Source organism: Saccharopolyspora hattusasensis, assembly GCF_050972075.1.
GTDB lineage: Bacteria > Actinomycetota > Actinomycetes > Mycobacteriales > Pseudonocardiaceae > Saccharopolyspora > Saccharopolyspora hattusasensis.
Map to the genome: position 1 here is coordinate 7,934,849 of NZ_JBPCDC010000001.1, position 23,190 is coordinate 7,958,038.

Sequence of the window (23,190 nt, forward strand, 5' to 3'; positions counted from 1 at the left end):
GTTCTGGTGACTGTTCGTGGTGGTCGTCGGGTGGAGCAGGTGGTCGCGTAGCGCAGTCGGCGGCGTTGGTTGACGGGGTTGCGGAACCCGTAGGCTTTGGGGTCGGAACCACCACAATCCGGCCACCCTCAGCTCATCCTGACAAAGAGGGGCTGGCCGACACCAGCCCCGCGAAACACGCACCGTGATCACCCGCCCATGACACAACGTCACCGATGATCACTCAACCCCGATTAACTTCGAAGAGCCGATAACGAGGGCTGATGCTTCCCGCCGCGTAGCGCTGGTGCGGGGAGCCCCGGCGATTTCGTGCGAAATCGACACCTCGCCTGAAGGGGGAACGCCGATTTCGCGTACACGGTTACCGGTTTTACACGCAACCCGGGGTAGGTTTCCGCAGGTCACCACACAGACAGAGGCCCCGGACCATGATGGTCCGGGGCCTCTGTCAGTGTCGAGTAACTGTGGGATCTTCGGCGCGACCGCTTCCGCAACCTTCGTCGCGTCAGCACACGGATCGTTGGTCTTTCCGGTTTCCGGGTCGGTGTAGGTGACCTGCACTGTCACCGACCCGCCGCCAGCTTCGAGGATCTGGCGACAGACACCCTTGTCCGTCGATCCGTTCGTGATACCTACGAGACCCTTGCGACCCGTGACCGTGTTCGGCTCAAGCTTGTCGAAGTTGCTTCGGCGCTGCTCCCAAGCCGCAAGATCGTCCTTCTCGGACTTGGTGAGCCCCGGCACGAACGGGTGTCCCATGAACTTGCAGCCCACCTCCCCCAAGCCCTTGTCCGCGTCCTTCTTCACGTCCGGATCAACACCGAACGAACGCAACTCTTCGGGCGTTAGGACCGCGCACGGGTCGAAGCTCGCCAGTGCAGAAGACTTCGGGGCCTCGCCCGTCGAAGTTGCTTCGGAGCTGCCTCCTGCGCCACCACATCCAGCAAGAAGGAGCCCACCTGCCGCGAACAGGCCGAAGGCAACGGCGGATCGTGTCCTACGCATGGTCCTCATCAGATCAGAATCCCCTACTTGCGGAGGTTGCGGGCGTGCTCTTCGTCGGTGTTCTGCATGTCGCGGGCAGAGTCACGGTAAGCCTGCGCCATGCCCTTGAGGATCTCCTGCATCTTCCGCGCCATCGCGATGAGTCCGGTTTCTGGATGCTCGACCTTCAACCGGAATTTCTCTTCCAGCTGACGGCCGATGTAGCAGTCGCCGTAGGCACCATGCGCGATGAGATCATCTGTATCCGCGACCAGAAAGGCCAAGTTGTCTGCCTTCTCGTCGTAGACCTTCGCAACCCGCTCGGCCGCCTCGGGGTCCATCACCAACTGGCCAGCGTCCACCGCCGCGCGTAGCCCTTGTGCCTGCTGCTGTAAGCCGCCGAGTTGACCTGCCATTAGATTCGAACCCGATTGGTCCTGTCATGGCGTAAGCGTCTCTCCCCTCCGTTTTCACCGCACCGTGAGCGACCGTATCGAGACCTAAGGCCACAAATAGGCGTTTATTGAACGCCGAGGGGGAATGCGTTCAATCGCGCTGTTGCTGCATTTGGCGTGCTACGTCATCCCACAACCAGCGGTGGTGACCTGTCGGCAGCGTCAGCGACGGCTGTAGCAGACCCTCACGCACGTACCGGGCCAGCGTGCTCGGCGTGATGCCCAGCCGCTTAGCCACCTGGCCGGTTGTCAGGTACCGGTCTGCCTCGCTTGCCACGGTTCGAAGGTATGCACCCGTTCAGGTGGCCGCTTGCCATCTAACACGTTTGCCACGATCACGGGTTATACTCACGTCTAGCACGATTGTCCGATTTAAGGATGGTTGGCGATGGCAGCACCGATCGAGCGCGCCAGCGCGCACCGGCCAACTGAGAGGTACCCAACGGCCCTAGTCGAGGGGCGTAGGTGGCTGGTCTGCCCTCTCGGCGGGCCGAAGTGCGGCCGGGTGCTTGCCGACATGGGGCAAATAGCGGTCGACGCTATGGACGTCCACGTTCAGATTCACGGCATACCCCACCGCTGCCCGAGCTGTGGTTGGTGATCAACGGTAAAACGTCCTTGCGCCTGGCTTTACCTCGGTGGCTTCACTTTCCGTTGGGGACGCAAAGACCCTGCGATCGATGTCCTATGCGAGGAACCCGATACCGTCCCTATTCATGAGAGCCATCATCGAGCTCACGATCCCGTGGCAGCGTCACCAGGTGACTGGAAGGCGGTGCAGGCCGTAGATGGACATGGCCTCCCGGCGTGGCACTTCCTTGGGCGGCACAGCAAGTCGCAGCTCGGGAAAGCGCCGGAGCAGTGCGGTGTAAGCAATGCGCAGCTCGATCCGGGCCAGCTGGTGGCCGAGGCAGAAGTGCGCGCCGTGGCCGAAGGACAGCTGCCCGGGCTGGTTGCGGGTGATGTCCAGGGCGTCCGGGGCCGGGAACTGGGCCGGGTCGCGGTTGGCTGCGGGCAGCGAGAGCATCACCGCCTCACCGGCGGCGATCCGGTAGCCGTGCAGGTCGATATCCTCCCTGACCACCCGAAGCATGCCGAACTGCATGATCGTCAGGTAGCGCAGCAGCTCCTCGACCGCGCCGTCGGCCCGTTCCGGACCCGCCTTCAGGGCGGCCAGTTGCGCCGGATGGCAGAGCAGGGCGAACACCCCGAGCGAGAGCATGTTCGCGGTGGTCTCGTGCCCGGCGACGAGCAGCAGGAACGCGATGGAGGTCAGTTCGGCGTCGGTGAGGTCGCCGGCGCCGATCAAGCCGCTGAGCAGGTCGTCGGCGGGGCAGCGGCGCTTCCGCTGGACCAGGTCGGCGAGGAAGCGGCTGATCTCCGCCGACGCTGCGGCCACGCGCTCCTGGCCGGACGCCAGATCCACCATGGTGGCGGTGTTGCGCTGGAAGACCTCGCGGTCGGCGTAGGGCACGCCAAGCAGCTCGCTGATCACGAGGGAGGGAACGGGCAGCGCGAAGTGCTGGACCAGGTCCACCGGACGCGGCCGATTTTCCAGCGCGTCCAGGCATTCCTCGGTGATCGCCTCGATCCTCGGGGTCAGCTGGATCATCCTGCGCTGGGTGAACTGCCCGATCAGCAGCTTGCGGTACCGGGTGTGCCGAGGTGCGTCCATGCGGACGAAGAACCCCGGTGCCGCCGGTTCCGGCCGAGGCTGCCCCGGCGGAAGCTTGCGCAGCTCGTGCCGCGCGCTGAAGCGGTTGTCCGTGAGCACCTCGCGCACCACCGAATAGCCGGTGATCAACCAGCCGGTGGTGCCGTCCGGAAAGCGCAGCGGGCTGATCGGCGCCCGCTCGCGCAGCGACCCCAACTCCTCCGGCGGGTTGAATACGTGCCGCCGCCGGATCGGCAGGGCCACCGGTTCCGGCTCGATCGCGGTCACCTTCCGGCTCCGCGACGACGCCGCTGGCGTTCCACCGCCGCCAGCGCGGTGACCAGCGTGGGATGGTAGCAGGTGCGGAAGACGTAGGTGACAGCCCGGTCCTCGGTCCGCTGCGCCAGCACCTCGGGCCGAAACGGTGGCCCGGGAATCGCGCCGCCATCCAACTGCGCGGCCGCCAGCCCGCGCCAGCCTTCCAGGACCGCCGGGGCGCCGGAGATGCCCACGATCTCCGCGCACAGCAACAACTCGGCCGTCAGGTCGAAGTGCTCCGCGGCCAGGAAACCGGCCAGCATGCTGTGCACCGCCGCGGCCAGCTTGTCCCGCTCGGCGGCGTCACGGAAGGGCAAGCTCCGCGCGGCCATGTCGGTGGCGTAGAACAGGATGTGGGTGAATTCGTAGGCGTCTTCCTCGGTGGCGGACGCCGGATCGAGATCGGCCACGCCGCACGCGCCGTAGAGCTCGGCCCGTTCCGGCATGGCATGGCGGAGTTCGCACAGCTCCAGGGCGTAACCCACTTCGAGACGACCGCGCGCCGAACCGATGTCGCTGCCGGGATCGCCGTACAGGGCATCGACCAGCTTTTGCGCCGCGGCGAGCGGCTCCCGCGGGCTTCGGCCCAGCCGATGCATCAGGCCGAGTAGCCAGAGCCGGTACGGAAACTGGATGTCCACTTCGGACAGATCGGTGCGGAACTCCTCGTGGTGCACGACCCGATCCGCGATGTCCAGTGCCGCCTCGACGAACTCGTCGTGGTGCGCGGCCTGCGGCCCTCGACGCAACGACCGGCACAGCAACAGCAGTTCCAGGATCGTGGTGCCGGGAAACGCGCGGGGCGGGAAATACGCGTCCCAGGTGTCCGGTTCGAACCACACCAGATGCACGCCGAGCCAGTCCAACGCTCCGTCGAGGACCGCGGACTCGTCGAAATCCTGGGCGATGGGCGCATGCCGCACCACGACCGCGTCCCGCATCCGACAGCCTCCCAACCCGCCACCAACGACAATCCCAGCAACCACGCTAGCCGTGCACCGCTGCCGGAACATCGGTCTGGAGAACGAGCCAACCTCCTCCCCGAGAACGATTCCGCTGGCGGCAGGAGTCCGCATCGCAGCATCCGTCACCCGGGGTGGGTGCAATTTCGCGAGAAATTGCGCCCACCCCGGGTGACCACCGATCGTGGGTGATGCCGTGTCCGGAAGGCACTGGGTGATCGTGTGGCTTCCGGTCAGTCGTTGAGCAGGCCGATTGCCACCTCGGCCATGAGCTGTGCGCCGAGGGTGCAGTCCTCGGGCAGTGACCACTCGTCAGGGGAGTGCGAGACACCGTCACGTTGGCTACGGACGAACACCATCGCGGTCGGGCAGATCGTGGCGAGTTGCTGCGCGTCGTGCCCGGCGCCGGACCAGAGCCTGCGCCCTGGCAGGCCGTGAACCTCGATCCGGCCGAGCCACCCGGTCCACCACGGCCGGATCGAAGGTCGCGGGCGCGGTTCGGGACATTCGCTCGCAGGTGGTCAGCTCGCAGCCGTAGGTCAGGGCGACGTCTTCGGCGAGATGGCGGATTGCGCTTTCGGCCTTCGCGAGCACCGCCTCCTCCGGGGCGCGCAGGTCGACTGTCAGGGTTGCCGCTGCCGGCACGACGTTGACCTGTTGCGGGAGGGTGCTCACGTTGTTCCCGCCCGCAACAGGGACTCGGACGCTGGCGACGTACCGGTCCAGCAGGGCCAGGATGTCGGCGGCCGGACTTTCCGCTACCGACCCCACGCGCCGCCGCGGCGAAGGTCGCCACCTGGCCGTGAGTGATTTTGGGCGCCGTAGCACCGAAAAACGCTCACGGTCCTGCACCGCTTCGGCTTGCTGACGACCATGTGGGCGGCAGGCAACACGATCGCGTACCTGGTCGGCGAGGCGCTTCTCCAGCTCGGCCCGGACGCCTGGCGGTGGATGCTGCTGTCTCCCGCGATCCCCGCAGCCGTGCTGATGGTGGCCCGCTTCGGCACACCCGGGTCGCTCCGCTGGCTGCTGTCCAAGGGGCGCACCGAGGAAGCCAAGGTCGCGTTGCGCAAAGCACCGCCATAGGCGTGTTCTTCGCGGTCGGCTGCATGATCGCAACACTGGTGGCCAACCGGCTCAACCGGCTCAACCGGCGAACATTGCTGATCTGGCCGTTCGCTGTGGCCACCGTCGCGCTGCTGCTCCTCGGCCTGATGCCCACCGCTCCGACCCCGATGATCGTGACGCTGTTCGTGCTCTACGCGCTCGCCATCGGCGGTCCGACGATCCTGCAATGGATCTATCCCAACGAGCTCTTTCCCACCGCAATCCGGGCCACCGCCGTGGGCCTGGGCACCACGGTCACCTACCCTGCCACATACCAGCCCGGTGCGAACACCACGTTCGCTGCCGACCGGGACCTCTACGGGCGCATCGGCAACGCCTCACCGGATCAGCGGATCCAGGTCGAGTCGTTCATCATTCCGCCGCGCTCCGGGCGGGCCTGGGAAGTACCGGCCGACGCTGTCTGCCGGATCGTTGCCGTCGACGGCCCGCGGGTCGGCGACCTCAACGTGTGGCACCGGCACAACCCGCGTGAGCGGATGTGGGCGTACGAGGACCGCTACTTCATGAAGGCAAGCCCAGCACAGCGTGGCGACTTCCTGGAGTTCTTCGATCGCGCTGGCAGCAACACAGAAAAACGACAACACACTGGTCATCTCCGACACCGCATGGCCGGGCTACGAACAAGTGCCCCGTACGGTGATCGACGGCTACGCCACATTGTTCGGTGAGATCGAAGCACAGCTCCCGGACGGAGAGCTGCCCGAGAACCCACCGACGCGGCTTGCCTGCTGCGCTCGCTGCGGGCAGGCGCGCCGACGGAGGCCCCGGCACGTCTCGGCGAACACTCGAGTGCCTGCTCTGGTCACCGAGGGGGCTACCGCGGCAGGGTGACCATGAGGTCAATTCCGCCCCTCGGTACTAGCTTGTTTTATAAGCGGCGGCAGCCGCTTGCGGTGTGGGACTCAACGGGTACAGCCGCGGGTTCTCAGGGGCTGTACCCGCCGAAGGGCTCTCGGCGAGGACAGCCCCGACGCGGTGAATTGGCATTCATGATGTCGGGGAACATGCGCGAGAAGGCCTCTGAGGTTCCGCTACCCACACCGCTACGCAAACCACTTTCGAAACGGCCTTAGCTGGCGTGCGAAGTGTTGTCGTGCTCGGTGGCCCAGGCTGCGATTTGGGAGCGTGAGGTGAAGCCGAGTTTGACGAGAATGTTCTCGACGTGGGCTTCGGCGGTGCGCTGGGAGATGACCAGATTGCTGGCGATTTGCTTGTTGCTCATGCCTTGGCGCACGAGTTCGGCGATTTCCCGCTCGCGTCGGCTAAGGCGTGCGCGCGCCTCTTGCCGGGGAGCGGGCTCGGTGCGTGGCGGTTTGCCGCGGGCGTAGGCGATGGCTTGTTCGAGGCTGACGTCCGCGCCTTGGGCGTAGCGGTGACGGTACTGGTCGTCGCCGAGAGCGTGGCGGGTCCGTTGTTCGCATTCGTCGTGGTAGTGGCTGAAGAAGGTCAGCAGTGGTGCGCCGGCTTCGCGGCGGATGGTTTCGGCGGTGCCGAACAGCTGGGCGGCGTCGTCGTGGCGGTTTTCGCTTGTGGCTACCCATGCGAGCGTTTCGGCGCACAGTCCGGTGCAGTGGTGGTCGTTGAATTCCTGCAGGAGGTCGAGGCTTTCGCGGGCGAGTGTGGCGGCTTGTTGTGGCTGGCCTTGCCGCCAGGCTTCGACGCCGAGGCCCCAGAGGGCGTAGGAGCAGCGCCAGCTTTCGCCGTATTTGCGTGAGAGCGCGAGAAGTTCCTCATATGCGGCGGTGACGCGTTCTGAGTCGCCGTGCAGCGAGGCGCTGGTGCCGAGGACGACTAGGTCGGTGGAAAACCAGGGCAGGTTCCCAAAAAACCGCAGCCGGGGGATCACTTCTTCACAGAGCTTAATCGAATTTGAGAAATCGCCTTGCAGTGCCGCCCTGAGGGCTTCGGTAACCCGGAGCAGTGCGGCCGTATCCGCGTCGTGATCGGCAGTGAGCGTGCGGGCCTCGCTGATGAGAGTGGATGCTGCGGGAACATCGCTTTGCAGAAGGGCGAGGTAGCTGGCACTAATGAGCAAACGCAGCCGGTAGCCGTCTTTCTGGTTGCCATGCTGAAGGATTCGGTCGCACCAGCGGCGGCCTTCACTGGTGAGTCCGCTCACGCGCCAGTAGTCGTGGAGGGCGTCGGCGATGCGCGTTCCGGCGACGGTACCTGTCGGCTCGTTCAGGCAGAATTCGAGTGCGGTGCGAATGTTGGCGTGTTCGGTTCGCAGGCGTGCAAACCAACGGGCTTGATCGGGACCGAACCAGTGCTGCTGCATCTGCTCGGCCAGGTTCAGGCACCAGTCCCGGTGCCGTTGGCGAACCGGCGTCTCCTGGCCGGAATGTCGCAGCATGTCGCGGCCATACTGCCGGATCGTCTCCAGCAGCCGGTACCGGGCCTGGCCGCCACGGTCATCGCGGAAGAGGATCGACTTGTCCACCAGTCCTGCCAGTGCGTCTAGAACCTCGGCTTGGGTCAGGTTTTCGTCCGCGCAGACCGCCTCGGCACCGTCGAGATCGAAGCTGTCGGCGAAGACAGAGGTACGTGCCCACAGCTCCTTCTCGTTGCCGGAGCACAGATCGCAACTCCATTCGATCAGGGCGCGCAGTGTCTGATGTCGCGGCAGCGCGGCCCTGTTGCCGGTAGTGAGCAGGCTGAACCGGTCGTCCAGCCGTCGCAGGACCTGCTCGGGGGACAGCACTTTCAGGCTCACCGCCGCCAGTTCGATTGCCAGGGGAATGCCGTCCAGTCGTCGGCAGATGCCGGAGGCGACATGTCCGTTGCGGTCATCGAGGACGAAGTCCGGCACGACCGCTTTCGCACGATCCGAAAACAGCGCGATAGCTTCGTAACCGGCCAACGCACTGGGCCTAACATCGCTGTCGGCATCCGGGCATTGCAGGGCGGAGACCGGCAGGATGGACTCGCCGGCGATGCCGAGCGCCTGACGGCTGGTGACCAGGATCCGCAGTTCAGGACACCGTTCGAGCAGGGCCGCCACGGTGAGCGCGCAGGTGTGAAGCACATGTTCGCAGTTATCGAGCACCAGCAGCAGACGCCGGTCCGCGACATGATCGGCTACTGTCTCGGCGGTCCAGCGTGTGGACTGATCGTGAATGCCCAGTGCGGACACGATCGCTTGTGGAACGAGCCCCTCGTCTTCCAGGCCCGCGAGTTCGACCAGCCAGACACCGTCGGGGAAGGCTCGCCGCATGTTCCACGCGGCGCGCGAGGCCAGCCTGGTCTTGCCCACGCCGCCCACGCCGGTCAGGCTGACCAGCCGGGAGGAGGACAGCGCCTGCCTGACCTGGCTCAGCTCTTTGCGCCGGCCGACGAAGCTGGTGAGCTCCGTCGGCCATTTTCCCTGCAAGCGCGGCGCGGACACGTCGGTCATAGCTGTTCCAGGCTAGCTCGGCGGCTCGTGAGAAACCGGCCGCAAGTACGCAGGTGATCTACGGGCTGGTCAGCCGTGCGCGTGCAGCGGTTTGCCAGGGCGAGGTGGGCCTCGCCGAGGGCTTCGGGCTGGTGGGGGCGGGCGTGCACGAATTGTAGATTAGCTGGGCTTCGCCGACGCGCTCGCCGACCAGGTGCGGTCCAAGGACCGGGCCGTCGGCGGCGCGCACGAGCCGCAAACGAACCCTGCCGAGGTGTGACGGCGTTGTTTCAGCCGTCGGACTTGGACTCGGCCCGGCCTGCCCAGAGCCCACGCGCATGCTCTGAGTGTCGCATCATGACTTCGACCGCGTCTTCGGTCCGGCCCGTTTCGACGGCGTCGAGGAGTTCGTCGGGTTCCCGGATGGATGCCACCGATACCTGTGTGCCGACCAAACGGTCGAGACCGTAGAGCCGTGTCTGGTCGCGGAGTTGGCCGACGATATCCACCAGCCGAGGGTTGCCGAGTTGCGCCAGCAGGGCCAGGTGGAGCTGTCGGTCGATGCCGAGGTAGCCGATCAAATCGTCGGCGAGAACGGCTTTCCGAGCCCGATCGGCGAGGTCACGCAGGGCCGTGAAGCCTCGACGAGGCCGTGCGCGGTGATCTCGCGGACGGCGATGGATCGAGTCGAACGGGCAACCATTCTGCCTTTTTCCCTCGTTCGCCCCGCTGTGGTGTACTGCCGAAGTACCAGGCAAGTTTAAGATTTCAACCCTATCGGTCGGCGAGTCACCTAATGCTAATGGGGGCGCTATTCGGAAGTGGGAAATCGATCTTTGCCGCTGGGTGGCGGCGTAGGCGTCGAGGCGAGTTCTGCGTAAACATATGAGAATACGCTGGACCAAACTTCCTGCGGCAACTGGCTGATTGTCGGCGAAGGTGGGTACGGCGGGATTCTCGGGAGTCCGAAAGGCGACTCCTTCTTAGTTGCTCCAATCACAGAAAGATCCTGATATGATCACGGACACTATTCCTTACGGGCATCTTCTTTTTGCGCACGGCCATGCCGCGGAGGCGGAACGGTTGACTGCATTGGCGGCCGCGTTCGACCCTGACACCATTCACCGGCTCGAGAGGCTCGGTATCCAGCCCGACTGGAATTGTTTGGAGATCGGTGCGGGCGTCGGTACGATTGCCGGCTGGCTGGCAACCCAATGCCCTAGCGGCCGTGTCGTTGCCACGGATCTCGACACCAGTCTGATTTCAGACGAAGGGTGTCCCCCGAATTTGCAAATTATCGAGCACGATGCGTCTGTCGATGATTTCCCCGAGGGCAGCTTCAATCTGATTCACTCCAGGTTTGTGTTCGAGCACCTCGAAGAGCGTGACGCCGTGCTCGCCAAGGCCGTCCGCTGGCTGGCCCCAGGTGGCTGGCTCCTGCTGGAGGACACCGGGCCGTTCCCGTTCGATTCATCGCCGAATGAGTTGTACCGCAGGGTCAGCAAGGCCGTGCTGTCGATCGCCACCAAGCGAATGGGAAGCGACTACGAATGGTCGCGAGCGTTCCCGTCTCAGTTGCGCGCGAACGGGCTGGTCCACACTGGTGTCCACGCCTCGAGTCACGGTGTTGGAGCCACTCCGATGGGCCGTGCGTGGCGGCTGACTGCCGAACACATCGCGGCCGACCTGGATACAGACTTCGGGATCACCGCAACCGAGCTCGCGGCTTTTGCCGACCAGATCGAGAGCCCCTCGTTCGATGACCTGTGCATCGCGAGCATCGCAGCCTGGGGCCAGAAACCTCCCGTGGCAGGTTTGCCCAGCCAGCGATCCTCTGGGTGAGCGGGGTGCTGGTCTCCGCGCTCGTGGACACCGCGCAGACACTGTGCCGAATCCGGTCCTCGCGGAACCATCCACCCACGTTCCTGTCTCGTCTCATCTTGAGAGTAGGCAAATGGACCTTGAACTGAAGGATCGAGTAATACTCGTGACTGGGGCATCTGCCGGCATCGGACGGGCAACTGCCGAACTGCTCGCGGTGGAGGGAGCCACGGTTGTTGGCGTGAGCCGCAACCCGGGGCCGAGCGACCCGGATCGACAGATCGATCACGTCATCGCCGATGTGACCGACCCGCAAGCAAGTGATCGCATCGTCGAAACAGTACTGGAACGCCACGGCCGCCTCGATGGACTGGTCAACAACGCCGGTGGGTTGGACCTCCGAAGCGGCTTCCTCGACATCACCGAGGAACAGTGGCTAGACATGTTCGACTTGAACTTCCATGCCGCGCGGCGCATGAGCAGAGCCGCACTACCGGCACTCCTCACATCTGGTAACAGCGCGATCGTCAATGTCTCCAGCTCTTCTGCGCATTTGGGGACAATGCTGAATCCCGACTACGCGGCTGCCAAGCTGGCACTGTTGTCCCTGTCAAAAACCTTGGCCGCCGAGTTCACCGGCAAAGGAGTCAGATCAAACGTGGTCACTCCTGGATTGACCAGGACGGCTATCTATGAGAGCCCCGGCGGTTTCGGGGAGAAAGTGGCAAAACTCCGCGGTATCGAATTTGCTGGCATTGTCGACTACATGGCCACTTCGGTTCGTCCGCAACTGACGAAACGGGTAAGCGAACCCGAGGACGTCGCTCGCGTGATTGCCTACCTTGTCTCTCCATTGGCAAGCCAAGTTACAGGTGCGGAATGGGTAATTGATTCCGGCGTACTCATGCAGGTCTGAGCAGGCGGCAAGGTCGTCGCGGGGTTTCTCTTTGGCAGCCCGGCCAGCAGGATCTGCTGGCCGGGCTGGTCGCCTTCCAACCGGCCCGGCTGTGCGATCCAGGTTATGCGCCGTCCATCCCGGCGTGGGCCATGGTCGAGGCGCGTTCGATAACGACGGGCTGGGTGTCGATGGTGCGGTCGGCGGTTGGCCGGCCGGCGAGTTGGTCGAGGACGGCGTCGACGGCGGCGGCGCCGAGGGCTTGCAGGGGCATGCCGATGGTGGTCAGTGGGGGCGCGAGGTAGTCAGCGAGGGGTAAGTCATCGTAGGCGATGATCGACAGGTCCTCGGGCATCCGCCGTCCGGAGGTGCGCACCGCGTGCATGGCGCCAACGGCCTGGCTGAGGGTGCTGGTGTAGAGCGCGGTGATACCGGGGTGCGCCTTAAGTAGCCGGGCGGCGGCGTCGGCGCCGCCCGACTCACTGAATTCGCCCCGCTCGACCAGACCGGGGTCGAGACCAAGTGCGCGCGTCTGATCGACGAATCCCGCGTAGCGGGCCCGGGCCGGCTCGAGGTCGACAGGCCCGCTGACCATGCCAATGGCGTGGTGGCCGAGCTGGTGTAGGTGGCGTACCGCGGTGGCACTGGCCGCGGCGAGGTCCATGCCCACGTTACGACCAGATCCGGGAACTTCGCGGTTGACGAAAACGTGCGGAACCCGCGCCAGGGATCCGATCAGCGGGTGGTGAGGGCGGGCGGAGGCGATGAGCAACCCGTCGACGCGGCCGGTCTCGACCAGTTCGGTGAACGACTTGCCGGCCTGATCGTCGGTGGTGTCCTCGGCGAGCAGGACGACATATCCGTGCCGGCGAGCCTGCCGGTAGGCGCCGCGGATGATTCGCGAGTAGACGGGGTTGGTCAGGTCGGGGATGAGCAGGGCCAGTGCGCGGGCCTCGGCGCCGGCCAGGGCCCGGGCTCCGGCGTGAGGGCGGTAGCCGAGCTTGGCGGCGGTGTCCCAGACTCGCTGATGGGTCTCGGGGCGCACGTTGAGGGTGGGGTCATTGTTGAGTACCCGCGAGGCCACCGACTTGGTCACTCCGGAGGCGGTCGCGACGTCGATCAGCCGCACTCGCTGGTCGCGTCCGCTGGCTCCATCTTGTGCCGGCAAAAGAACCCCCCCGGATGTCGTCTGCGGTCACCCTAGCAGGAAACCGGTTTCCGGTGGGAATTTTTCGATATGAGGGGTTGACTCGACGTCGGGAAGGAGGCACTGTCTGCGTCAGAAAACCGATTTTCTAAACGGGAGTGGCGCATGGCGAAGGTGACTGCGATCCGGACAGACTTCTACCGGGTGCCGCTGCCGGTGGTGCTGACCGATGCCAAGCACGGGGAGATGACCCATTTCGAGCTGGTGACGGTGCGGGTCGAGGACTCCGACGGAGCGTCCGGGGTGGGTTACACCTACGCGGTCAACTCGGGTGCCGAGGCGTTCGCGGTGCTGGTGGACCGTTATCTGGCGCCGCTGGTGCGTGGCGCGGACGTAGACCGTACCGAGCAGATCTGGCAGCGGATGTGGTGGGCGCTGCACTACGCGGGCCGCGGCGGGCACGCTACCTCCGCGATTTCCGCGGTGGACATCGCGCTGTGGGACCTGCGGGCCCGGCGGGCAAAGCAGCCGCTGTGGCGGTACCTGGGCGGCTACGACCCGCGGGTACCCGTGTATGCCGGGGGCATCGACCTGGAGTTCCCGGTCGAGGAGCTGCTCGCGCAGGCCGATCGGTTCTGCAAGGCCGGGTTTCGCGCTATCAAGATGAAGGTTGGTCGGCCGCACTGGCGTGAGGACGTCGAGCGGGTGGCGCGGATGCGCGAGCACCTCGGCGACGAATTCCCGCTAATGGTCGACGCCAACATGGGCTGGACCGTGGACCAGGCGATCAAGGTCGCCCGCGCGCTAGCGGAATTCGACCTGGTCTGGCTGGAGGAGCCGACCATTCCCGACGACGTGGCCGGCAACGCCCGGGTGTTGCGCGACGGCGGGCTGGCGGTGGCCAACGGGGAGAACCTGCACACGCTCTACGAGTTCGCGCAGCTGATCGACGCGGGGGCGGTGAGCTTCCCGGAACCGGACGTGTGCAACATCGGCGGGGTGACGGTGTTCCGCAAGGTCGCGGCGCTGGCGGAAGCGCACAACCTGCCGCTGACCTCGCACGGCGCGCATGACCTGACCGTGCATTTGATGGCCGCCACGCCGAACCGCAGCTACATGGAGGCCCACGGGTTCGGACTCGACAGCTACCTGGCCGAGCCGCTGGAGGTCGTCGACGGGGTGGCTGTTGCGCCGGATCGGCCCGGACACGGGCTGACCCTCGACTTCGACGCGCTGCGTCCGCACCGGATTGGCGGGAGCCAGGCATGACCGACCAGAACCTCAGCGCGCCAGTGGTGGTCACCGACTCCGACCACCCCAACCTCGACCCAGAGCACAGCGTGCTCGACCCCGCCGGAATCGGGCTGCGCCGCGCGCAGTGCCGCACCGCCGAGGACGTGATCGCACAATGTGGCGGGGCCCAAGTCCTGGTCAACCAGTACGCCCCGATCACCGCCGAGGTGCTCGACGCTCTGCCCGACGTACGCCTCGTGGTCCGCTACGGCGTCGGCGTGGAGACCGTCGACGTGGACGCCGCCACCAGCCGTGGGGTGTGGGTGGCGAACGTGCCCGACTACGGCACCACGGAGGTCGCCGACCACACGATGGCCCTGGCCATGGCGCTGCTGCGCGGCGTCGCCGGCTACGACCGCTCGGTCCGCGCCGGCGTCTGGGATTACCAGGTCGCCCGGCCGCTGCATCGGCTGGACACCCGCACCTTCGGCGTCGTCGGATGCGGCACGATCGGCCAGGCCGTAGCCGCCCGCGCCGCCGCGTTCGGGATGCGGGTGCTCGGCTTCGAGGCCATGCAGGACCGGTCCCTGGCCGGTACGCCGATCACCCGGGTCGGCCTGGACGAGTTGCTCGCGTCCAGCGATGTGATTTCGCTGCACGCCACCCTGGACTCCCGCTCCGCGCGGCTTATAGACGCCCGGGCGCTGGCGTCCATGCGGGACTCCGCGGTGCTGGTGAACACCGCCCGCGGCGGCCTGGTCGACACACCGGCGCTGCTGGCCGCGCTTGATGCCGGCCAGATCGCCGGGGCCGCACTGGACGTGCTCGACAGCGAACCCATCGACGTGGCCGTCCGCGACGCGTTGGCCCGGCACGAGCGGGTGGTGCTGTCCCCGCATGCCGCCTGGTACTCCGAGGAGTCGTTCGTGCGGCTCAAGTCGGAGGTTGCCCGTGAGGCGGTACGGGTGCTGGCCGGCCGGTCACCGCGCTGCCCAGTGAATAGCCCCGTGGTCGGCGGCGTGACCGAGGCGAGTCCGACGGAGGTGCCCCGATGATGGCACTGACCTGGGCTGGCGGCAGCGAGGTCGCCATCGCCGACGTTCCCGAACCCACGCCCGGCCCAGGCCAGGCGCTCGTCGAGGTCGGCTATACCGGGCTGTGCGGGACCGACCTGCACATCTGCGCCGGCGAGCATCCCCGAGCCAAGCCCGGGCTGGTGATCGGCCACGAGATCGCCGGCACCGTGGCGGAGCCTGTTGCCGGGCTGGCGGCCGGCACCGCGGTGGTGGTCGATCCGCTGATCGCCTGTGGGGCGTGCCGTGCCTGCCGGGCCGGGCGCTCGCAGACCTGTGAGCGGCTGCGGCTGGTGGGGATCGATGTCCCCGGCGGGGCGACCCGCCTGGTCGCGGTCGACGCCGACCGGCTGATCCCGGTCACCTCTCCGGTCGATCTGCGGCACCTCGCCTTCGCCGAGCCGCTCGCGGTCGCGGTGCGCGCCGTGCGTCGCTCCGGGCTGCAGCTGGGCCAGGACGTGGTGGTTATCGGTGGCGGCCCGATCGGCGTCGCGGTCGCGCTGTGCGCGCGCAACGCCGGCGCCGGGCAGGTCGTGCTCGCCGAGCCGGTCCCCACCCGCCGCGAGTTCGCCGCCTCGCTGGGTATTCAGACGGTCGCGGACGCGGTCGGGCTGCGCGCCGAGGTGGTGTTTGACGCCGCCGCGCACCCCGCCGTGGCCGCTGCGGTCACCGACGTGGCCGTGCCCGGCGGGACCGTGGTCGTCGTGGGGGTTTACGGCAACCCACCCGCACTCGACCTGCAGGCGGTCACCTTCGCTGAGCTGTCCGTGGTGGGAACCCGGGTGTATTCCCGTCAGGACATCGCGGTGGCCACCGAGCTGGTCGTCTCCGGCCGGTTCGATCCCGAACCATTCCTGACCCGCACGGTCACCCTCGACCAGGCGCCGGGGGCGTTAGCCGAGCTGCGGCGCGGTGTCGGGGTGAAGGTCCTTGTGCAGGGCATGTCATGAGCGCCGGCCCGAAGACCGCGCAGACGATGAGAGCGCTGCGCAAGCCTGCGAGGGGCGTCCACGCTCTGGTCCTCGAGCGGGTGCCCACGCCGCGGCCGCGGCCCGGCTGGGTGGTGCTGGACGTGCGGCTAGCCGGGATTTGCGGCACCGACCTGCACATCGTGGCCGACGAGTTCGCCAGTTGGCCGCCGGTCACACTGGGGCACGAATTCACCGGGACGATCCGCGAACTCGGTGACGGAGTCGCCGGTTGGACGGTGGGCCAGCGGGTGGTGTGCGAGCCTCATTCGCTGGCGTGCGGGCGGTGCCACCTGTGCCGGCGTGGCCTGGCGCACCTGTGCTCGGAAAAACGGTCCCCGGGCTGGGGCATCGACGGCGGGTTCGCCGAGCAGGTCACGGTCCCGGCGGACCTGCTGCACCGGGTGCCCGAGACCGTCGACGACGTCGCCGCTGGGCTGGTCGAGCCGCTGTCGATCGTGATTACCGCGTTCGAGCGCACCCCGGTGCCCCCCGGCGGGACCGTGCTGGTGCTCGGGCCGGGCCCGATCGGCATCCTGGCCGCGCTCACCGCCACCGCGGTCGGCGCGGGCCAGGTCGTGCTTGTCGGCCGCCCGTCCTCGGCCGGCCGACTCGCGCTGGCCGCCGATCTCGGTGTTGAGGTCTGGGACTCCAGCCGCTGCGACGTTCCCGACACCGCCTACGCCCGCACCGATGGGCGCGGAATGGACCTGGTGGTGGAGACCAGCGGGGCGGCCGAGGCCATCGCTGAGGGCATCGGTGCGCTGCGCCGCCAGGGCCGGATGTGTGTGCTCGGGGTCCCCGGCCCCGAGCCGATAAGCGTCCCGTGGGGGCTGGCGATGAACCGGGCCGCCGACATCGCGTTCTCCCTGTCGTCGTCGTGGTCCAGCTGGGACGCCGCGCTGGCGCTGCTGGCCCGCGGCGCATTCGACCCTCGCCCGCTGGCGAGCGTGTTCGCCCTGACCGAGTGGGAGCAGGCCTTCGCCGCGACCCGCACTCGCGCCGTGGTCAAGGCCATGCTCGACCCCACCGACAACACGACCCCGAGTAAGGCGGTGACACCAGTGGCCCCACCGACGTAGCTCCTGAATATCCGGCCGGAGCCCTGATGGTGCATGAGAAAGAGCCCAGGCTGAATCTTCATCGAAACTTGAAAAGGATGCTCGCTCAACGAGATCGTTAATCCGAAGTATCATCAACGTTCGCGTCTCGATACAACGCGATGACCTACCTGTGGAGCTCAAAGATGAGCCAAGTGAACAGTCCCACGAAATCAGCTTCGAGCAGTAAGGGCAGCTCGCCAGCGAGAGTGGCTCTTGCGGCGCTTATCGGATCTGTCGTCGAGTACTATGACTATTTTCTGTACGCGACCGCGGCGCCGCTGGTTTTTAGCAAGATCATGTTCCCGTCGCATGATCCGTTCGTCGGAACGCTCCTCGCATTCGCGACATTTGCAACCGGCTACTTCGCTCGCCCGTTCGGCGGCATCTTCTTCGGCGTCCTCGGCGACAAACTGGGCCGAAAACGAGTCTTGACTATCACCATCTTCGTCATGGGTCTCTCGACGATCGGAATCGGCCTCACGCCCTCCTATTCGAGCGTCGGAATCCTCGCGCCCATACTGCTGGTTCTCTTTCGGATCGTTCAAGGCGCTGCGGCAGGGGGCGAGTTCAGCGGCGCATCAATCCTGTCGATGGAGTCGGCACCGCGAGAACGCCGCGGCTTCCAGGGTGCGTGGCCCGCATCGGGGGTCTTCATCGGCATCGCGCTCGCATCCGGACTTTTCGCGTTGTTCGTCAATCTCCTCAGCCCGGACCAGTTTCTGTCGTGGGGATGGCGGATCCCGTTCCTCCTGAGTGCCGTCGCCATCGTTGTTGCTGTCATTGTCAGAAACAAGATTGAGGACAGCGCGATCTACCGGGAAGCCAAGGAGACCGGGGTCGTGTCAAAGACACCTTTCCGGCATATCCTGAAGCACGAAAAGAAGGCCGCTCTCACCGTAATCGGTGGTCAGGTTGCTCAGCAGATCAACTCGTATGTCTATCTGACCTTTGCGACGACCTACATTGCGGGCACGCTGAATCTTAGTGCCAGTATCGGGCCGCTCGGTGTCGGTATTGGATGTGTCGCGACGGCCGCCACAGTGCCGCTGTTTGGCTGGCTTTCAGACCGATACGGCCGGAAGCCGATCCTCCTGTTCGGCGCCGCATCAGGAGCCGCATTTGCCTTTCCGTTCTTCATACTGTTGAACACGCGTGTCAACGCGGTGATCATCATCGCCCTGATCATCGGGCTCTCGGTCGGAAATGCCGCGCTCATCGCGCCCCAAGGTGCCTACTTCAGCGAGCTATTCACCATGCGCGGCCGATTTGCCGGCTTCTCGGCAAGCCGGGAGATCGCCTCCTCGCTGTTTGGTGGCCCATTCCCGCTCATCGCCGTCGCGCTTGTTGGCGTGACCGGGAGCTATTGGCCGGTCGCCGCGATCGCGATCTTCGTGTGCGGAGTGGGCGCGTTGGCGTTTTCCCTCAGCCCGGATACGAATCGCCCGAAGAAACTACCGGGCACGGCCAACTCGGCTCCGGAACCCGCAGCGAAGGTTGAAATTCCATGAAACGCACAGCATCAATTGGAGCATCTGAATGGACCGCGGTATCGGGTTACCAGATTGGGCGGCTTCGAACTCCCACCAGAAAGGCTTGGAGGCAGTGATGGGGCAGCCTGAGTACTTCCCGCCCGAACATGCGCGACCTCCGGCAGGTCCGGTGACCGTGGTGCCTAGCGAAAGAAGCGCTGCGCTAGGGCGTGCCACCGACTTCACCGAAGACATCTCCTCCGCGGCAGGCTTGATCTGGATGGACGGGTCGCCGCAACGGCTGCGGGACACCCTCAACCGTTACCCGAACCTCCGATGGGTGCAGCTGCCGGTTGCCGGGGTGGACGCCTACCACGATGTCCTTCGCGACTTCGGAGGCAAGGATGTCGTGTTCACGAGCGCGAAAGGCAGCTTCGCGCAACCGGTGGCTGAACACGCGCTGATGCTGGTGCTCGCGTTACTGCGGTACCTACCGGAACGTGTACGTGCCGCCACGTGGAGGCAGCCGAAGGGCCGTTCGCTCTACGGCGCAACTGTCGTCATCGTGGGTGCCGGCGGCATTGCATTGGCGCTAACCCAGCTGCTCGCCCCCTTCTCCGTGCGCGTTGTATCGGTACGCCGCAAGCCGATTCCGATGAAGGGTGCCGTGGCGACCGTTACCCCCAAGGAACTCCGCGACGTGCTCCCGCACGCCGACGTAGTCGTTGTCGCCGCGGCCCTCACCGAGGAGACGCACCACATGTTCGCCGCCGAAGAGTTCCGTGCCATGCGAGACTCCGCGATCTTCGTCAACGTCGGGCGGGGCGCGCTCGTCCACACTCCGGACCTGGTGAAAGCGCTCGAGTGCGGTGAGATCGCAGCCGCCGGCCTCGACGTGGTCGAGCCCGAGCCCCTGCCGGACGAAAGCCCGCTGTGGACCTGCGACCGTTGCATCATCACACCGCACTCGGCAGATCCCGCAGAACTGGTCGCACCACTTCTCGCGGAGCGGGTGACGCACAATATCAACGCGCTCAACAATGGCGACCAACTCGTCGGCGTGGTTGACACCACCGCGGGATACTAGCTGGCTCCCCGAGAAACACACCGGCAAGCAGAAGTCGATCGTACAGGCAGAGCGACAAGCGTTTGATGCCAACAGCGAGGAGTGGGCGACAAGTGAAGATCATAGAAGTTGAGACGATCCGGCCGCAGATCCAGTCGAACCTGGTCTTCGTCCGGCTCCGAACGGACGAAGGATTGACGGGATTGGGCGAGGCGTTCTTCGGCCCGAAAGCCGTTGAAGCCTATATCCACGAAAGCGCGGCGCCAATACTATTCTCCATGGATAGCGCCAATCCTGAGCATGTCATGATGGCGCTGAGGCCATACGTCGGGTACCAAGGATCCGGCGCCGAGACCCGAGGTAACGCGGCTGTCGACCTGGCGCTGTGGGACATTCTCGGAAAGTCCACGGGACGACCTCTCGCTGAGCTTTTTGGCGGCCCGGTCCGCGACAGCATTCGTTGCTACAACACATGTGGCGGCACGCAATACATGACCACACTGACCGAGATGTCCTCAAAAAACTGGGGCCTGCCGGCTGACGCAACAAAGCCAAACGACCTGGAGGACCTCGACGCGTTCCTGCACCGGCCGGGCCAATTGGCAAAAGACCTGGTCGCCGAGGGCTTTACCGGAATGAAAATATGGCCTTTCGACCAGGCCGCAGAAGCCTGTAACGGGAACGACATCAGCAGCGACGAACTGAAGGCAGGCATCAAGGTCCTGTCGGACATTCGCGAGGCGGTTGGCGACAAGATCGACATCATGGTCGAGATGCATGGTCTATGGCGCCGGCCCGCCGCGACACGGATTCTGAAGGGGATCGCGGAGTTTCAGCCACTGTGGGTCGAGGACCCGCTGCGACCGGACGCGATCGATGCGTTGGTACGTCTCCGGCAGTCGGTGGACATGCCGATTGCAATCGGCGAAACGTCCGTCGGCCGGCGAGGATTCCAGCCGTTGCTCGCCGCCGGCATTGTCGACTATGCAACGGTCGACATCCAATGGACAGGTGGAATCGGGGAAGCCCGAAAAATCGCCGCCTTGGCTGACGCGTTCGCCGTGCCGCTCGCACCCCACGACTGCACGGGCCCAGTCTCACTGGCTGCGTCCACGCACCTGGTGATGAGCGAAATGAACGGGTTCATCCAAGAGGTCTCCCGCGCCTACCTCCGCACCTGGTACCCGCAACTGGTGACTGGCGTTCCGCAGGTGGTCAATGGAATCCTGTCCGCACCAGAGGGACCAGGGCACGGGGTAGAACTCCGCGAAGACATCGACAGCGTCGGAGTTGAACGGCAACTCACAAAGCGTTGACCGATGGGCTGGTGTGCCAGGGACGCGCCGAGCGTGGCGACCACGAGCGGTGACAGCACACCGTTCGGGAAACGTGTAAAAACGTTCATCGAGTCAGCGACTTGCGCCGCTGGCGTTGACCCGAGCTAGAGCAGCGAGAGCTGTACTGGCTCGGGTCTTTCCATGGCGGTACCCGCAGCGCCGCAAGCGGTCGCCTTACCTGGGTTTCCATCGGGCCCGGTTAGCCTGGCTGCCCCGTGGGCGCGCGAGCAGCACTTTATGCGGGGCGGTCGCCGTCGGGTGGGCGTTCCCGTCGCTCGTCCGATGTCGCGGCGATTACGATGTCGCGCACGGCGTGCAGCGCGGGGTTCTCGTCGTTCGCCCGCCAGACGGCGACCAGCTCGACCGGTTCTCCGGCGATGCCCTCCACCGGTCGCAGGACGACGCCGTCGAGGCCGAGTGCGGTCGCCGCCTGCGGGACCAGGGCGAGCCCCAGCCCGGCTCGTACCAGCGCCAGGATCGTGTGCACCTGGCTGAGGTGGTGGACGTAGCGCGGCGCGATCCCGGCACCGCGGAAGACGCCGACGAGCACCTCGTGGAAGTACCGGGCTTCGGTGGGCGAATACATGACGAACGGCTGGCCGTCGAGATCGTGCAGGTGCAGGGCCCGGGCGGGATCCGCGAGCCGGTGGCCCGCCGGGACAGCTGCCAGCAAGGCCTCCCGATGCAGCAGGTGCCCGGACAGGCCGACGGGCACCGGCGGGCGGACGAGGGCGAGGTTCAGCTCGCCGGAGCGAAGCTCCTCCAGTTGCGTGCTGGAGACCCGCTCGCGGAGCACCAGGTCGACGCCGGGGAGGTGCGAATGTACGGCCTCCACCACGGCGTCCAGCACGGAGTGGGCGGCCGAGGCGGTGAATCCGAGCGCCACCGTCCCGACCTCGCCGGTCGGCACCCGGCGGACCGCGAGCGCTGCCTGGGTGGACAGGCCGAGGATTCGCCGCGCGTCGGCCAGGAACGCGCGTCCGGCCGCCGTGAGCCGCACCGTCCGCCCGGCCCGGTCGAACAGCTCGACACCTAGCTCGCGCTCCAGGAGCTGGATCCGCCGGGTCAGCGGCGGCTGGGTCATGGAGAGCCGCTCGGCGGCCCGTCCGAAGTGGAGCGTCTCGGCGACCGCGACGAAGCTCTCCAGTTGACTGAAGGTAAACACCGATTCAGTCTAAGCATCAGTTAATACGAAAGAAGTGTTGGACAGGCATCCTTGCTGCTTCTTAGGCTCGTCGCCGGTTGCTGTCGCCTACCGCCTAGGAGGAACCCGCCCATGCCCGCCATCGCTCCCACCGAGCTCGCGCAGCGTCTCGGCTCGGGGCTGTTGTCCTTCCCCGTCACTCACTTCACCCGCGATCTCGCGTTCGACGAGACCGCGTACCGGGACAACATCGTCCGCCTCGCCAAGTACGAGGTGGCCGGCCTGTTCGCCGCCGGTGGGACCGGTGAGTTCTTCTCGCTGACGCCCGCGGAGGTGGGCGATGTCGTCCGCGCCGCCGTCGAGAGCGCGCCGGAGGACACCCCGATCCTGGCCCCGGCGGGGCACGGGACCGCCCAGGCGGTCGGCTTCGCCCGGGACGCCGAGGCGGCCGGGGCGGACGGGGTGCTGCTCTTCCCGCCCTACCTGACCGAGGCCTCGACGGACGGTCTCGTCTCGCACGTTCGCGCGGTTTGCGAGGCCACCTCGCTGGGTGTCGTGATCTACAGCCGGGCCAACGCGGTGTACAGCGCGGAGGCCGTCGCCCAGCTAGCCGAGACCTGCCCGAACCTGATCGGCTTCAAGGACGGGGTCGGTGACCTCGAGACGATCACCCGGATCCACTCCCGGCTCGGCGATCGCCTCGTCTACATCGGCGGGCTGCCGACGGCGGAGACCTACGCGCTGCCCTACCTCGAACTCGGTGTGACGACCTACAGCTCGGCGATCTTCAACTTCCTGCCCGAGTTCGCACTGACCTTCTACACCGCCGTCCGGGCAGGAGACCGGGCGACCGTGCAGCGGCTGCTCGACGAGGTCGTGCTGCCCTACACCGCCATCCGCGACCGGAAGCCGGGCTACGCGGTGAGCATCGTCAAGGCGGGCCTGGACCTGACAGGGCACTCGGCCGGTCCGGTGCGGCCGCCGCTGACCGATCTCGACGATCGCGAGCGCGCCCTGCTTTCCGAGGTGATCGCGGTGTCGCGGTCGGTCACCGCCTGAT

Annotated in this window: 23 protein-coding genes and 1 pseudogene; 12 read left to right on the plus strand and 12 right to left on the minus strand. The window is 66.2% G+C overall.

The genetic code is table 11. The features are described from left to right. Window positions 1-219: 219 nt before the first annotated feature. The 7 genes from ACRXBZ_RS37505 to ACRXBZ_RS37535 all read right to left on the minus strand — a co-directional run bounded on the left by ACRXBZ_RS37505 (window position 220) and on the right by ACRXBZ_RS37535 (window position 5,144). Window positions 220-1,014, minus strand: coding sequence for a DUF3558 domain-containing protein (locus tag ACRXBZ_RS37505; RefSeq protein WP_433883118.1), 795 nt, complete (start codon window positions 1,012-1,014; stop codon window positions 220-222). A 14-nt stretch (window positions 1,015-1,028) separates the two neighbouring features. Next, on the minus strand, window positions 1,029-1,400 hold the full coding sequence (locus ACRXBZ_RS37510; protein ID WP_433883119.1) for a hypothetical protein: 372 nt from the start codon (window positions 1,398-1,400) through the stop codon (window positions 1,029-1,031). A gap of 130 nt (window positions 1,401-1,530) precedes the next feature. After that, window positions 1,531-1,716, minus strand: coding sequence for a helix-turn-helix transcriptional regulator (locus tag ACRXBZ_RS37515; protein WP_433883120.1), 186 nt, complete (start codon window positions 1,714-1,716; stop codon window positions 1,531-1,533). A 477-nt stretch (window positions 1,717-2,193) separates the two neighbouring features. Further along, window positions 2,194-3,381, minus strand: coding sequence for a cytochrome P450 (locus ACRXBZ_RS37520; RefSeq protein ID WP_433883121.1), 1,188 nt, complete (start codon window positions 3,379-3,381; stop codon window positions 2,194-2,196). Beyond that, on the minus strand, window positions 3,378-4,352 hold the full coding sequence (locus tag ACRXBZ_RS37525) for a DUF6895 family protein (protein ID WP_433883122.1): 975 nt from the start codon (window positions 4,350-4,352) through the stop codon (window positions 3,378-3,380). The genes ACRXBZ_RS37520 and ACRXBZ_RS37525 overlap by 4 nt, the downstream gene beginning before the upstream one ends. A 254-nt stretch (window positions 4,353-4,606) precedes the next feature. Continuing rightward, complete coding sequence (locus ACRXBZ_RS37530; protein WP_433884091.1) at window positions 4,607-4,819, minus strand: M20/M25/M40 family metallo-hydrolase; 213 nt, start codon at window positions 4,817-4,819, stop codon at window positions 4,607-4,609. Next, window positions 4,716-5,144, minus strand: coding sequence for a hypothetical protein (locus ACRXBZ_RS37535; protein WP_433883123.1), 429 nt, complete (start codon window positions 5,142-5,144; stop codon window positions 4,716-4,718). The genes ACRXBZ_RS37530 and ACRXBZ_RS37535 overlap by 104 nt, the downstream gene beginning before the upstream one ends. Before the next feature lie 90 nt (window positions 5,145-5,234). Between ACRXBZ_RS37535 and ACRXBZ_RS37540 the strand changes: the two genes are divergently transcribed. Further along, window positions 5,235-5,459 (plus strand): MFS transporter, encoded by a 225-nt coding sequence (locus ACRXBZ_RS37540; protein WP_433883124.1) that lies wholly within the window; start codon window positions 5,235-5,237, stop codon window positions 5,457-5,459. Window positions 5,460-5,482: 23 nt separating this feature from the next. Then, entirely contained in the window at window positions 5,483-6,169 is a 687-nt protein-coding gene (locus ACRXBZ_RS37545; protein ID WP_433883125.1) for a DUF1989 domain-containing protein, read from the plus strand. Window positions 6,170-6,570: 401 nt separating this feature from the next. Here ACRXBZ_RS37545 and ACRXBZ_RS37550 read toward each other — a convergent pair whose 3' ends face one another. The 3 genes and pseudogenes from ACRXBZ_RS37550 to ACRXBZ_RS37560 form a co-directional block, all read right to left on the minus strand. Continuing rightward, entirely contained in the window at window positions 6,571-8,895 is a 2,325-nt protein-coding gene (locus tag ACRXBZ_RS37550) for an ATP-binding protein (protein WP_433883126.1), read from the minus strand. An 86-nt stretch (window positions 8,896-8,981) separates the two neighbouring features. Continuing rightward, a pseudogene (locus tag ACRXBZ_RS37555) lies at window positions 8,982-9,133 on the minus strand (dihydrolipoyl dehydrogenase); the annotation flags it as partial. A 31-nt stretch (window positions 9,134-9,164) separates the two neighbouring features. Beyond that, window positions 9,165-9,779, minus strand: a complete 615-nt coding sequence (locus tag ACRXBZ_RS37560; RefSeq protein WP_433883127.1) for an FCD domain-containing protein — start codon at window positions 9,777-9,779, stop codon at window positions 9,165-9,167. 109 nt (window positions 9,780-9,888) lie between these two features. Here ACRXBZ_RS37560 and ACRXBZ_RS37565 point away from each other — a divergent pair, with 109 nt between their 5' ends. Together ACRXBZ_RS37565 and ACRXBZ_RS37570 are read left to right on the plus strand one after the other, a co-directional pair. Further along, on the plus strand, window positions 9,889-10,716 hold the full coding sequence (locus tag ACRXBZ_RS37565; RefSeq protein WP_433883128.1) for a class I SAM-dependent methyltransferase: 828 nt from the start codon (window positions 9,889-9,891) through the stop codon (window positions 10,714-10,716). 112 nt (window positions 10,717-10,828) lie between these two features. Beyond that, a complete protein-coding gene (locus ACRXBZ_RS37570; RefSeq protein ID WP_433883129.1) occupies window positions 10,829-11,611 on the plus strand; it encodes an SDR family NAD(P)-dependent oxidoreductase in 783 nt (260 codons plus the stop codon). 103 nt (window positions 11,612-11,714) lie between these two features. On the opposite strand, the gene ACRXBZ_RS37575 is transcribed toward ACRXBZ_RS37570, so the two are convergent. Next, window positions 11,715-12,719, minus strand: a complete 1,005-nt coding sequence (locus ACRXBZ_RS37575; protein ID WP_433883130.1) for a LacI family DNA-binding transcriptional regulator — start codon at window positions 12,717-12,719, stop codon at window positions 11,715-11,717. Window positions 12,720-12,902: 183 nt separating this feature from the next. Here ACRXBZ_RS37575 and ACRXBZ_RS37580 point away from each other — a divergent pair, with 183 nt between their 5' ends. The 7 genes from ACRXBZ_RS37580 to ACRXBZ_RS37610 all read left to right on the plus strand — a co-directional run bounded on the left by ACRXBZ_RS37580 (window position 12,903) and on the right by ACRXBZ_RS37610 (window position 20,965). Continuing rightward, complete coding sequence (locus ACRXBZ_RS37580) at window positions 12,903-14,006, plus strand: mandelate racemase/muconate lactonizing enzyme family protein (RefSeq protein WP_433883131.1); 1,104 nt, start codon at window positions 12,903-12,905, stop codon at window positions 14,004-14,006. After that, complete coding sequence (locus tag ACRXBZ_RS37585; RefSeq protein ID WP_433883132.1) at window positions 14,003-15,025, plus strand: C-terminal binding protein; 1,023 nt, start codon at window positions 14,003-14,005, stop codon at window positions 15,023-15,025. The genes ACRXBZ_RS37580 and ACRXBZ_RS37585 overlap by 4 nt, the downstream gene beginning before the upstream one ends. Continuing rightward, complete coding sequence (locus ACRXBZ_RS37590) at window positions 15,025-15,993, plus strand: zinc-dependent alcohol dehydrogenase (RefSeq protein ID WP_433883133.1); 969 nt, start codon at window positions 15,025-15,027, stop codon at window positions 15,991-15,993. Before ACRXBZ_RS37585 ends, ACRXBZ_RS37590 begins: the two co-directional genes overlap by 1 nt. After that, window positions 15,990-17,093, plus strand: a complete 1,104-nt coding sequence (locus ACRXBZ_RS37595; RefSeq protein ID WP_433883134.1) for a zinc-dependent alcohol dehydrogenase — start codon at window positions 15,990-15,992, stop codon at window positions 17,091-17,093. Before ACRXBZ_RS37590 ends, ACRXBZ_RS37595 begins: the two co-directional genes overlap by 4 nt. A gap of 164 nt (window positions 17,094-17,257) precedes the next feature. Beyond that, complete coding sequence (locus ACRXBZ_RS37600) at window positions 17,258-18,622, plus strand: MFS transporter (protein ID WP_433883135.1); 1,365 nt, start codon at window positions 17,258-17,260, stop codon at window positions 18,620-18,622. A gap of 322 nt (window positions 18,623-18,944) precedes the next feature. Further along, a complete protein-coding gene (locus ACRXBZ_RS37605; RefSeq protein WP_433883136.1) occupies window positions 18,945-19,670 on the plus strand; it encodes an NAD(P)-dependent oxidoreductase in 726 nt (241 codons plus the stop codon). A 92-nt stretch (window positions 19,671-19,762) separates the two neighbouring features. After that, a complete protein-coding gene (locus tag ACRXBZ_RS37610; protein WP_433883137.1) occupies window positions 19,763-20,965 on the plus strand; it encodes a mandelate racemase/muconate lactonizing enzyme family protein in 1,203 nt (400 codons plus the stop codon). 256 nt (window positions 20,966-21,221) lie between these two features. Here ACRXBZ_RS37610 and ACRXBZ_RS37615 read toward each other — a convergent pair whose 3' ends face one another. Continuing rightward, window positions 21,222-22,151: a LysR family transcriptional regulator gene (locus tag ACRXBZ_RS37615; protein ID WP_433883138.1), complete on the minus strand. Its 930-nt coding sequence runs from the start codon at window positions 22,149-22,151 to the stop codon at window positions 21,222-21,224. Window positions 22,152-22,262: 111 nt separating this feature from the next. Between ACRXBZ_RS37615 and kdgD the strand changes: the two genes are divergently transcribed. Next, a complete protein-coding gene (kdgD, locus tag ACRXBZ_RS37620) occupies window positions 22,263-23,189 on the plus strand; it encodes a 5-dehydro-4-deoxyglucarate dehydratase (protein ID WP_433883139.1) in 927 nt (308 codons plus the stop codon). Window position 23,190 lies beyond the last annotated feature (1 nt).